The following is an 11,892-nucleotide window of genomic DNA, read 5'->3' on the forward strand; positions in this document are numbered from 1 at the left end:
GGATATTAATGAGCGCAAGTGCATCTGCACTTGCGCATTACCCGGTTATGACTTGCGAGCAAGAATCGGCTGAAATTCTATGTCATGTCGGTTTCAGTGATGGCACTAAAGCGGTGGGTAAACCGGTTAAGCTCTATGATTACGATGAGACCTTACTGGTGTCTAAAAAAGCCGATAAGTTCTCTCAAGTTCGCTTCAAACAACCTGAAGGTGAGTTCTATATTCAGTTCGATTCAGGGCATGAGTTTCCGGTAGAGGTTGATTATGGCGAGCTTTAAAACCTCAGCACTGGATGAAGACGCAACGGTTGAGGTGGTCAGGCCCGATAATGGTCGTATTGAGAGTTACTGGCTGATCGGCAGTATCGTGATCATTTTTTCTATCGCAAGCTACGTTTTGCAAAATAATCAGGCTCCGAGTTTAGCCCCGCAAAAACATCTTGAGCTTGATGTTGAAGGCAAAGCAGTTTTGACCGCCTTAAGAAATGCTGCCGACGAAATCATGTTTCTATCTGATGATGGCAGTCTTCCTGCGGTTTCAGAACTGATCGAACAAGAACTACCGCCGTTTGCTGACAGTAACGGTACTTTTGCTGCCTACACGTGGAGCCTTCTCGATTCTATTTGTTATTTCGGCCGCTCCTCCAAAGAAGGCTCCCGCGAGTTTGTCTTGAAAATACACAATGATCATTCCGAGATCTATTGGCGACAAACCGCTGTAAATACTCCACATTGCGATCAGTTAACAAACTGGGAAACGGCTTCCACTCATGATTAAGCGTTTAATTACATTTTCTTTATTTTTGTTTTCCAGTGCGTTGACGGCAGAGCCATTGAAGGTTGGTATCACGCTACATCCATACTACGCTTACGTTTCTAACATTGTTAAGGATAGAGCAGAGATTGTTCCTTTGGTTGATGCCGGTTTTAACCCTCATAGTTATGAGCTTCAACCAGCAGATCTTAAACGTTTAATGACCATGGACGCCCTAGTGGTTAATGGCATTGGTCATGATGAATTTGCGTTTAGAGCACTCGAAGCGTTGGAAGCTCAAAACGGTAAGCAGCGTAAAAAGATTAAGGTGATTCTGGCTAATCAGGATGTACCTCTATTAGCTGCCGAAAATACTGTGGGTGCGTGGAACCCTCACACTTTTGTGTCGATCAGTGCGGCTATCCGTCAGGTCTATACCATTGCTAAAAACCTTGGTGATTTAGACCCAGATAATGCCAAGTTCTATAAGAAAAATGCGGTGCAATACGCGCGCAAGCTTAGAACGCTGAAGAACCAATATACCCAAGCGCTGAACGGCTTAGATTTGAGTGGTATTCGCATTGCGAGTACCCATAACGCTTACGGTTATTTTTTGCAGGAATTTGGAATCGGCATCGACACAGTGATCGAGCCTGCCCATGGGGTAGAGCCAAGTGCGAGTCAGCTTCAAGGCACCATCGACCGTATTCGTGATGCCCAAGTACAAGTGCTATTTACCGAGCTAAACATGGATTATCGCTATGTGGAGACGGTAGAAAAAGCAACGGGGATAGGGCTGTACCATTTTTCACATCTGACATTCGGCGAGTACGACGCTGAACTTGTTTATCGTGAGATGGAGCACAACTTAAAAACTTTAGTTAAGGCGCTTAAAAGTGCATTGGCCGATGAAGGAGCCGCATAATGGGGCCTTCAATTAAGTTGGATAAAGTAAGCCTGAGCATTGCAGGCAGTCAGATCTTATCGCCACTGTCGGCTGAATTAAGTGCTGGAAAAATGCATCTGCTGGTTGGCCCTAACGGTGCAGGTAAAACCTCGTTGCTAAAATCCATGTTAGGTTTAACTCCCCATCAGGGTGAAATAAAACGCGCTTGGATGAATAAAGCGCAAAAGCCTGCCTATATCCCGCAACAGCCGCGATTTGACCAAGTTTTACCTGTGACAATTTCTGACTTCCTCAGTGCCGGTTTAAGCCGCAAGCCTGTTTTTTTTCGTCGTCAAAAGGAAACTCAAAATACGGTTCTAGAATTATTAGAAACCGTTGGCCTGCAGGGCAAAGCAGAACTACAGCTTGGACAGTTATCTGGTGGTGAAAGGCAGCGCTTGATGTTTGCGCAAGCGCTAAGCCGATCGTCAGATCTTTGGTTCTTAGATGAGCCCATGACGGGTCTAGATGCTGAAGGCCAAGCATTGATTACTGATCTGATGCTCAATCTTCGAGAGCAAGGTAAAACCTTGGTGGTTGTTCATCATGATATGGGATTTGTCAGAGAACATGCCGATAACGTGTTGCTTATTAACGGCGGTTTAGTTGATATGGGGCCTCCAAGTGAAGTCGATCTTGGCATTGTTGGGGCTTCATTTGATTCATCCTCAAAGAGAGCGATGGAGGCGGTAGCCTGATGGAAGCATTACGCAACTGGGCCTTTGAAATGCAGGCTCAAGGTACGCTGCCAAGCATCTTCGAATATGGATTTTTGATCAATGCCTTAGTAGCTGCGCTTATTATTGGTCCTCTTCTTGGGGGCATGGGTAGTTTGGTGGTAATCAAGCGCCTGGCTTTTTTCTCTGAAGCAGTAGGTCACGCAGCTTTAACCGGAATCGCGATTGGTATCTTGTTAGGCGAGCCTGCAGCGCACCCTTATGCGTCTCTATTCAGCTTCTGCTTGATCTTTGCTCTGTTACTTCATTGGATTAAAAGCCGTACACAGGTGCCGTACGATGCGTTAGTTGGGGTCTTTCTTGCTGTAGCTATCGCAATGGGCGCAGCCTTGCTGCTTTATGTGGCGCGTAAGGTGAACGTTCATATTCTAGAGAATGTGCTGTTCGGCTCTATATTGACTGTGCAGGATCAGGATCTCTTTATTCTCGCGGTGATAGGTGCAATCTGTCTATTACTAACTGTCTTTTTTGGTAATCAGGCTTTACTTGCTTCGCTAAACCCAGAGCTGGCGCAAGTGAATGGTATTAACACGCGATTGTTCGATTATGCATTTGTTGTGCTGATTGCTCTAATTACCGTTGCGGCTGTCAAAATTGCCGGAGCTATTCTTGTAGGGGCAATGTTGTTAATCCCAGCGACAACCGCTCGTTTAATTACCCGAAATATCAGACAGTTCTTCTGGACCAATATCTTGCTTTCAACCATCTGTTGTTTGGCCGGAATCATCTTACCTATGGCCTTAGAGCTACCCGTACCATCTGGGGCAGCCATTGTGTTATTGGCTAGTTTGGGATTTGTGTTGGCTGTTATTACTAATCGTATTCGTAGTTTTGCTTAGAGTTCCTGTTATGAAAATTAAGCTGATTTTGACTGCTTTAATGCTGACGTTGTCGGGCTATTCTGTCGCTGCAAATGAAGTAGGGCCCCAACGTGTAGTGTCAGCTATGCCTATTATCCATGCCATTAACCAAGCCCTGCTTGATGGCACGGATATCCAGGCGCTATATCTGCCACCAAAACGTTTACCAGTGTCCCGAATTAACAACTGGCTAAAACATAAAAGTGGCGCGGCTATCTCAAAACAAGGCCCTGTTACTGCTGTAGTATCGATTGAGTCGATCTGGCCGGAATACGCTTTGTTTAAGCATCTAAGATCAACAAATGTTCGGGTGATTAATGTAGACGCTGCACAAGAAATTCTACCGGGCGGCGCGCAAGTAAGTTTAAGTACTCAAGATCTCGAGCAGAGCACGTACTTCTGGTTAGCGCCAGATAATCTTCGCGTAATGAGTCAGATCGTTTCCCGTGAATTTCAGCGGATCTGGCCGGAGCATGCACCGACTATCCGTTCAAACCAAATGGCGCTGCAAAAACAGATCAGTGATTATGCTCTTAAGTTAGATGAGACCTTGCTGGAGCATGATGTTGTCGCTGTTTGTCTCGACAACACAAAACTTCAACCGCTAGCACAAGCCACTTACTTGCCAGTGGAAGAGCAATGTGGCGAGGCATTACAGATCAAACCTAAGAGCAAAAAGCTCAAGCCGCAATCGGGTTTATGGCTGGTGGATACAGCGACCAAACCACTGAAAACGGATCTTGCACAGTGGCTATCAAATAATCTTAATCAGCTTAATCAAGCGCTTCAGCATTAATAATTGTATTGTTCTAAATTTGATCATTTGAAATTGCTCTTCTACGTTTACTGAATATAGCGATAGCCCTAAATGCTGCTAAGGATGGTGGAATATTCAGTAGAGGAGCATAACGATGTCTCATTCACCCGTTCATAGGGCAGCTGATGCCCCAGTCAAAATTCACCTAGATGCGGGGCAGACTTATGCGTGGTGTGCTTGTGGTCGCTCGGGTGATCAACCGTTTTGTGATGGCTCTCATCAAGGCACAGGGATAGATCCAGTGGTCTTTGAAGCCGAAGAGGATGGTGAGGTTTGGCTTTGTATGTGCAAGCAAACAAAAACACAGCCACTCTGCGACGGTAGCCATAAAAACAAACCTGAAAAATAATAGCTTGTGGTAATATAGCGCGCTTTCAAACCAGCGGAGAAAGCGTGTGACACAGTACGATGTAGTAATTATCGGAGCCGGAGCTTCAGGCCTGATGTGTGCCGCTACTGCTGGTTATCGAGGACGCTCTGTTCTTGTTATCGAACACACCAAAAAAGTTGGCCGTAAAATCCTAATGTCCGGTGGTGGGCGTTGTAATTTCACCAATATTCATAATGGTCCGTCTAACTTCCTTTCGCAGAATCCTCATTTTTGTAAATCTGCACTCAGTCGTTACAAAGCGCAGGACTTTATCGATCTAGTTGATCGTCATGGTGTGGAATATCACGAAAAAACACTCGGCCAATTGTTCTGTAATGAATCCAGTAAAGAGATTCTTCGCGTCTTAATGACGGAATCTGAATGGGCGGGTAATGAGATCCGTACTGAACTGAGCGTCAACGGTATCGAAAAGCAGGAAGAGGGTTATTTACTGCAAACTTCATCTGGCCCGATCCAAACTGAATCCGTTGTAATTGCGACCGGTGGTTTATCGATTCCCAATGGCGGAGCTACCAGTTTTGCCTACGATATTGCGGAGCAGTTCGATCTAAAAGTGCTACCTAAAACAGCAGCGTTAGTGCCTTTTACCCTGCAGCCAAAAGAGAAAGAGGTTCTGAAAGAGCTCTCGGGTGTATCTCACAAGGTAAAAGCGACTATAGGTAAAACCAGTTTTGTGGAGAGCATGCTCTTTACCCACCGAGGCTTAAGTGGTCCTGCTATTTTGCAGATCTCCTCCTACTGGCAACCGGGTGGTGAAGTGGAGATAGATCTGTTCCCAGAGTTTGATCTGCTAGCATGGCTAAAAGATCAACGCGAAGCGCGTCCAAAAGCTGAAATTACAACCATCATGGCGCAGCAGATGAGCAAGCGTATGGCGCAGATCCTCTGCCAGCTATTCGGATTTAGCGGCATTATGGGTAATCAATCAAATAAAGATCTGGATGCGATCAACAGCGCTTACCGTGAGTGGAAGATCAAACCTTCTGGCACCGAAGGTTACCGTACAGCAGAAGTGACACTGGGTGGAATCGATACCAACGAGATCAACCAGAAAACCATGGAAGCTAAAAAAGCACCGGGCCTATTCTTTATTGGTGAGTGTCTCGATGTAACCGGTCATCTAGGCGGTCATAACTTCCAATGGGCGTGGGCATCTGGTTTTGCTGCGGGGCAAGTGGTTTAGCGGTACTTGGTTGAAGAGAATAAAACGAAAAAGGGCCTGATTTAATCAGGCCCTTTTTTATTGGTATCTATGACGGCTGTTAAGCAACTTCAGCAGCAATCTTTTGGCTATCCATATATTCATCAAAAGTGCCGTGGAAATTGATCATCTGCTGATCTTTAATTTCGATAATATGTGTCGCTAGTGAGGATACAAATGTGCGGTCATGGCTGACAAAGATCAAAGTACCGTCAAAGCCTAGCAAAGCATTGTTTAACGCTTCGATCGCTTCCATGTCCATGTGGTTGGTTGGCTCATCCATAATCAGGACGTTCAAATCCATCATCATCATTTTGCCGAACAGCAGGCGGTTTTTCTCACCACCGGAGCAGACTTTAGCTTTCTTATTAAAGTCGTCAGCCGTAAAGAGTAAGCGACCTAACATGGCGCGGACTTTTAGGTCATCATGCTTAGGTGTACGCCACTGAGACATCCACTCAAACAGGGTAAGGTCAGAATCAAAATCAGCACTGCTATCTTGCGGGCAATAACCAATGACCGCATTCTCAGACCATTTGATCGTACCTTCATTCGCTTGAAGCTCGTCCACTAGGCAGCGCAAGAAGGTGGTTTTACCGGCACCGTTCTCACCGATAACGGCGAGCTTAGCTCCGGCCTCTAAGATCAAATTACCGTTTTCGAATAATTTATTGTCTTCAAAGCCGTGGCCGACATCTTCCAGAATAAGGGCCTGACGGTGTAGCTTTTTATCCTGCTTTAACGTGATGGAAGGGATCTGACGGCTGGAGGTTTTAACTTCATCTAGCTCGATCTTCTCCATCTTCTTAGCACGCGAACTTGCCTGCTTAGCTTTAGAGGCATTGGCAGAAAAGCGATTTACAAACGCTTGTAGTTCATCCAGCTCAGCACTTTTTTTCGCATTTTCCGTTAACAGCTGCTCACGGATCAAAGAGGATGCTTCTAGGAAGTAGTCATAATTACCCGGATAGATTCTCAGCTCACCGTAATCGATATCCGCCATATGGGTACAAACCGAATTCAGGAAGTGACGATCGTGGGAGATAATGATCATAGTGCACTTGCGTTGGTTCAATACAGACTCAAGCCAGCTAATGGTATGGATATCCAAGTTGTTGGTCGGTTCGTCCAACAGCAGAATATCTGGGTTAGCAAACAATGCTTGTGCTAATAACACGCGCAGTTTCCAACCGGGTGCAACTTGGCTCATCAAACCAAAATGATATTCCTCAGCAATACCGGCTTCCAATAGAATGTCACCAGCACGACTTTCTGCCGTGTAACCATCCATCTCAGCAAATTCGCTTTCTAGATGGCCAACCTTCATGCCATCTTCTTCGGACATCTCTGGTAGCGCGTAAATACGATCACGCTCCTGTTTTACTTTCCAAAGCTCGGTATCACCCATGATTACCGCATCGATAACTGTGTACTCTTCAAAGGCGAACTGGTCCTGGCTAAGCACACCCATCTTCTCACCTGGCGTGATAGACACGTTGCCCGATGTCGGCACTAGGTCACCACTCAGAATCTTCATAAAGGTCGATTTGCCGCAGCCGTTCGCACCAATCAAACCATAACGATTACCGTTACCGAATTTAGCCGAAATATTTTCAAACAAAGGCTCAGCGCCAAACTGCATTGTAATGTTCGCAGAGGATATCAAGGGAGTGTCCTGAGGGTGAAAATTTAGAAGATGTACAGCGGTTTTTTTAAGGACTGTAACAGGGAGGCGCACTTTACCAGAAAATGGCAGGGAATAGGGGGATTTCTTAGACTTAAATCGTTTAAAAAATAATCGAGATGGTAGCATTACATAATGCTACTTGCTGGGTTTACAAAATAGGTGCTTGTTTCGGTCTGAAATTGAAGTTTTTAGCTTAGTCGTCTGTTAATTCGACCGAGGCTTTTATCTCTTAAACTACAATTTTTGTTTGGACTCAGATCATTGGGAACTCTTGCCTACAGTGGTATATTGCTGTCTTAAGAAGTCGCTTACGCAGACAGGAAGTTAGGCATGGATAAAAAGCAGCTTAGTGAAGCCGATATCATCAGTAAATTCATTTTGCCCGCTATTTTAAAAGCTGGCTGGGATGACATACTGCAAATCAGGCAAGAAGTTAAACTAAGAGATGGTAAGGTCATTGTTCGTGGCAATATGGGTATGCGAACAGTGGTTAAATCTGCTGATATAGTTCTCTATCACAAGCCTAATATTCCGTTAGCCGTTGTTGAAGCTAAAGCTAATAAACATGAAATCGGCAAAGGCATGCAACAAGGTTTAGATTATGCTCGTCTTCTTGATGTTCCGTTTGTATTTGCCAGTAACGGCGATGGTTTTATCTTTCACGATAAAACCGCGCCATCAAATGGTGGCAAATTAGAAACCGAAATCAGCCTGGATGAGTTTCCATCTCCACAAGAGTTGCGGGCTAAGTTTAATGCCTATAAGTCCTATACCCCTGAGCACCTAACCTACCTTGATCAAGACTACTATGATGATGGTACGGATAAAGCCCCACGTTATTATCAGTTGCAGGCCGTTAATAAAACCATAGAGGCAATTGCTCAAGGTCAAAAGCGCGTCCTGTTGGTCATGGCAACGGGGGTGGGGAAAACCTACACCGCTTTTCAAATAGCTTGGCGCTTATGGAAAGCAAAAAAAGCCAAGCGCATCCTATTTCTAGCCGATCGCAATGTTTTAGTTGACGACCCTAAGCGCAAAGATTTTCAGCCTTTTGGCGAAGCGATGACCAAAATCACGGGTCGTAAAGTCGATCCAGCCTACGAAGTTCATCTAGGTATTTATCAGGCATTAACCGGCCCAGAAGAGCACCAAAAAGCATTTAAAGATGTATCTAAAGACTTCTTCGATCTGATCGTAATTGATGAGTGTCACCGTGGTAGTGCTGATGAAGATAGCGCATGGCGAGAGATTCTAGAGTACTTTGATTCAGCGACCCAAATAGGCTTAACCGCTACCCCGAAAGAGACGAACGAAGTTTCCAATATCGATTACTTTGGTGAGGCGGTGTATACCTACTCACTTAAAGAGGGCATAGAAGACGGTTTCTTATCGCCTTACAAAGTTATTCGTGTCGATATAGATATAGACGCCCAAGGCTTTCGACCAGAGAAGGGGCAAACTGACAAAAACGGCAACCTGATTAAAGACAGAATCTACAACCAGAAAGACTTTGACCGTACGCTAATTATCGATGAACGCACCCAGCTGGTGGCGGAAACCATTACTGCCTACCTAAAGCGTACTGATCCTATGGCAAAAACTATCGTCTTCTGTAATGACATCAACCATGCAGAACGTATGCGCCGCGCTTTGGTGAATTTAAACCCTGAGCAGATCGCGATAAACGAAAAGTACGTCATGAAGATCACCGGCGATGATGAGCTCGGTAAAAATCAGCTCGAAAACTTCATGAACCCGAAAAAGCCTTACCCAGTCATTGCCACTACGTCAGAGTTAATGACGACAGGCGTAGATGCCAAAACCTGTAAGGTCATCGTGCTCGATCAGAACATCCAATCCATGACGAAGTTCAAGCAGATTATCGGTCGTGGCACCCGTATTGATGACAAGCTAAATAAGCTTTGGTTTACCATTCTAGATTTCAAAAAGGCCACTGAGTTATTTGCCGATGAGCGCTTTGATGGCATCCCTGAACAGGTCATGGAGAAAACCACCGACGACATTATTAGCGGCGAGGGTGATATCACTGATGAAGTGGCAGTTGATGATGGGCATGGTACAGAGAAGCCCGAAGGTATTGATGAAGACCCAGGTAATTACGGTCCAGATGTAACCAGCCCAGATGAAAACGAATGGCCTGACGGTCCGATTGGTGGTTTTTCCGATGACGATGCAAAAGAACCGTTTATTAAATACCACATCAGCGGGGTAGAGGTTAAAAAGCTGGCTGAGCGTGTGCAATATTATGATTCCGACGGCAAGCTCGTGACTGAATCGTTCAAAGACTACACCCGTAAAACCGTAAAGCAGCAATTTAGCTCGCTGGATGACTTTATTACCAAATGGCACGCCACTGAGCGCAAACAAGCGATCATCGACGAACTCGCTGCAGCGGGGGTTATCTGGCAAGCCTTAGAGGAAGATGTCAGCCGTGATTTAGACCCCTTCGACCTAATCTGCCATGTTGCGTTTGACCAGCCACCCTTAACCCGTAAAGAGCGGGCGAATAATGTCAAAAAGCGCAACTACTTCGGTAAATACAGTGAGACCGCGCAACTAGTCCTTAACAACCTATTAGAAAAATATGAAAACAACGGTGTGACAGAAATCGAATCTAAGCAAGTGCTTAAGGTCACGCCGTTTGATAAGATCGGCCGCCCCATAGAGATTAAAAAGAATGCCTTTGGGGGCAAAGAACAATACGAACAAGCCATCAGTGAGTTAGAAGACGCGCTCTATCAATCCAGCGATGAATTTACGCCGCAAAGCGCCTAACACCTAACAATTAAGCTATCACTGCCAAGCCTACAGAGTTGTAACGAGTACTATCATGTCTATATCCAGCGCAATTAAATCCATTCAAGACATCATGCGTAAAGACGCTGGGGTCGATGGCGATGCCCAACGCCTTGGCCAACTTTCTTGGTTGTTGTTTCTAAAGATATTTGATGCCCAAGAAGAAGAGCTGGAAGACGAACTCGATAACTACACTGCACCCATTCCAGAAGCGTATCTATGGCGCAATTGGGCCGCAGACAGCCAAGGCATTACCGGTGATGATCTATTAGAGTTTGTAAATAATGAACTCATACCTGATCTTAAAAACCTAACCGCACCGATCAATAAAAATCCGCGCGGTTATGTGGCTAAAGAAGCCTTTAGTGATGCCTTCAACTATATGAAAAACGGCACTCTGCTGCGTCAGGTGATCAATAAACTCAACGAGATCGACTTTACCAACTCCCAAGAGCGCCACCTGTTTGGCGATCTATACGAGCAGATCCTAAAAGATCTGCAAAGCGCTGGTAATGCTGGGGAGTTCTATACCCCACGTGCCGTTACACGTTTCATAGTGCAGATGATCAACCCGCAGTTGGGTGAGTCAGTGCTTGACCCAGCTTGTGGCACAGGTGGTTTCTTAGCCTGCACAGTCGATACCCTAAAAGCTCAGGTCACCAACTCCGAAGGCCAGCAGCAGCTGCAAGAGTCCGTGCGCGGGGTAGAGAAAAAGCAGCTACCGCATCTGTTATGTACTACCAATATGTTACTGCATGGCATCGAAGTGCCGAAGAATATTCGCCATAGCAATACCCTGAACAAGCCACTTTCCAGTTTAGACGATGATGATATGGTCGATGTGGTGGTGTCTAATCCACCTTTTGGCGGCACAGAAGAGGACGGTATTGAAAAGAACTTCCCTGCGGAGTATCAAACCCGTGAAACTGCTGACTTGTTTTTGCAATATATTATCGAAGTGCTCAAAGATAGCTCAGAAGGTAAAGGCGGCAGAGCCGCCGTTGTATTGCCAGACGGTACACTGTTTGGTGAAGGCGTAAAAACCAAAATCAAAAAGCTATTACTGGAAGAGTGTAACCTGCACACGCTAGTGCGCCTACCTAACTCTGTGTTCGCGCCTTACACTAGCATTAAAACCAATATTCTGTTCTTCGAAAAAGGCGAACCCACCCAAGATATTTGGTACTACGAAGTGCCTTTGCCAGAGGGTGTAAAAGCCTTTAACAAAACCAAGCCGATGAAGCTGGAAGACTTTGCCGCGTGTACCGATTGGTGGGGAGAAGGCAATAGCCTGACGGATAGGATCAAACGCCAAAACCGTCAGGAAAATGAGTTTGCTTGGAAAGTCAGCATCGATGAAATTATCGTGCGCAACTATAACCTCGATATCAAAAATCCCCATGTAGAAGAACAGATCGTCTACGATCCAGAAGAGCTGTTAGCACAATACCAGCAGCAACAGCAGGATATCGGCGAACTGCGTAGTCAGATCAAAGACATTTTGGCCGATGCTCTAGCACCTTCTATCACACCTTCTCTGTCCTCTGATAAAGCGGGAGGAAAGGATTGATGGGATCGGACGTTCAAACCCTAATTACCGAGCATATTGATCTTTGGACCTCGGCTATTCAGCAGAAGAAAAGCGCAGGCCGCGGCAGCAGTAAAAAGCACAACCTCTACGGT

General features: G+C 45.6%; 11 protein-coding genes. 10 read left to right on the plus strand and 1 reads right to left on the minus strand.

Features of this window, described 5'->3' with window-relative positions; genetic code table 11:
* Positions 1 to 8: 8 nt before the first annotated feature.
* The 8 genes from ACMXYU_RS07045 to ACMXYU_RS07080 all read left to right on the plus strand — a co-directional run bounded on the left by ACMXYU_RS07045 (position 9) and on the right by ACMXYU_RS07080 (position 5,687).
* Complete coding sequence (locus ACMXYU_RS07045) at positions 9 to 278, plus strand: hypothetical protein (RefSeq protein ID WP_415884334.1); 270 nt, start codon at positions 9 to 11, stop codon at positions 276 to 278.
* Positions 265 to 777, plus strand: a complete 513-nt coding sequence (locus ACMXYU_RS07050) for a DUF6162 family protein (RefSeq protein WP_415900889.1) — start codon at positions 265 to 267, stop codon at positions 775 to 777. The genes ACMXYU_RS07045 and ACMXYU_RS07050 overlap by 14 nt, the downstream gene beginning before the upstream one ends.
* Positions 770 to 1,678 carry a metal ABC transporter solute-binding protein, Zn/Mn family gene (locus tag ACMXYU_RS07055; protein WP_415900890.1) on the plus strand — a complete coding sequence of 303 codons (909 nt, stop codon included), beginning with the start codon at positions 770 to 772 and terminating at the stop codon, positions 1,676 to 1,678. Before ACMXYU_RS07050 ends, ACMXYU_RS07055 begins: the two co-directional genes overlap by 8 nt.
* Positions 1,678 to 2,397, plus strand: a complete 720-nt coding sequence (locus tag ACMXYU_RS07060; RefSeq protein ID WP_415900891.1) for a metal ABC transporter ATP-binding protein — start codon at positions 1,678 to 1,680, stop codon at positions 2,395 to 2,397. The genes ACMXYU_RS07055 and ACMXYU_RS07060 overlap by 1 nt, the downstream gene beginning before the upstream one ends.
* On the plus strand, positions 2,397 to 3,275 hold the full coding sequence (locus tag ACMXYU_RS07065) for a metal ABC transporter permease (protein WP_415900892.1): 879 nt from the start codon (positions 2,397 to 2,399) through the stop codon (positions 3,273 to 3,275). Before ACMXYU_RS07060 ends, ACMXYU_RS07065 begins: the two co-directional genes overlap by 1 nt.
* 10 nt (positions 3,276 to 3,285) lie before the next feature.
* Positions 3,286 to 4,092 (plus strand): hypothetical protein, encoded by an 807-nt coding sequence (locus ACMXYU_RS07070; RefSeq protein ID WP_415900893.1) that lies wholly within the window; start codon positions 3,286 to 3,288, stop codon positions 4,090 to 4,092.
* Between the two features lie 115 nt (positions 4,093 to 4,207).
* Positions 4,208 to 4,462 carry a CDGSH iron-sulfur domain-containing protein gene (locus tag ACMXYU_RS07075; protein ID WP_415891120.1) on the plus strand — a complete coding sequence of 85 codons (255 nt, stop codon included), beginning with the start codon at positions 4,208 to 4,210 and terminating at the stop codon, positions 4,460 to 4,462.
* Positions 4,463 to 4,556: 94 nt separating this feature from the next.
* The gene (locus tag ACMXYU_RS07080) at positions 4,557 to 5,687 is read left to right on the plus strand and encodes an NAD(P)/FAD-dependent oxidoreductase (RefSeq protein ID WP_415901105.1); all 1,131 of its coding nucleotides are present in this window, start codon (positions 4,557 to 4,559) and stop codon (positions 5,685 to 5,687) included.
* A gap of 79 nt (positions 5,688 to 5,766) precedes the next feature.
* Here ACMXYU_RS07080 and ACMXYU_RS07085 read toward each other — a convergent pair whose 3' ends face one another.
* A complete protein-coding gene (locus ACMXYU_RS07085; RefSeq protein ID WP_415900894.1) occupies positions 5,767 to 7,371 on the minus strand; it encodes an ABC-F family ATPase in 1,605 nt (534 codons plus the stop codon).
* A gap of 351 nt (positions 7,372 to 7,722) precedes the next feature.
* Between ACMXYU_RS07085 and hsdR the strand changes: the two genes are divergently transcribed.
* Positions 7,723 to 10,188: an EcoAI/FtnUII family type I restriction enzme subunit R gene (gene hsdR / locus ACMXYU_RS07090; protein WP_415900895.1), complete on the plus strand. Its 2,466-nt coding sequence runs from the start codon at positions 7,723 to 7,725 to the stop codon at positions 10,186 to 10,188.
* A 55-nt stretch (positions 10,189 to 10,243) separates the two neighbouring features.
* Positions 10,244 to 11,779, plus strand: coding sequence for an N-6 DNA methylase (locus tag ACMXYU_RS07095; protein ID WP_415900896.1), 1,536 nt, complete (start codon positions 10,244 to 10,246; stop codon positions 11,777 to 11,779).
* The last annotated feature ends 113 nt before the right edge of the window (positions 11,780 to 11,892 follow it).

The organism is Neptuniibacter sp. QD48_11 (assembly GCF_047778095.1).
Classification (GTDB): Bacteria; Pseudomonadota; Gammaproteobacteria; order Pseudomonadales; family Balneatricaceae; genus Neptuniibacter.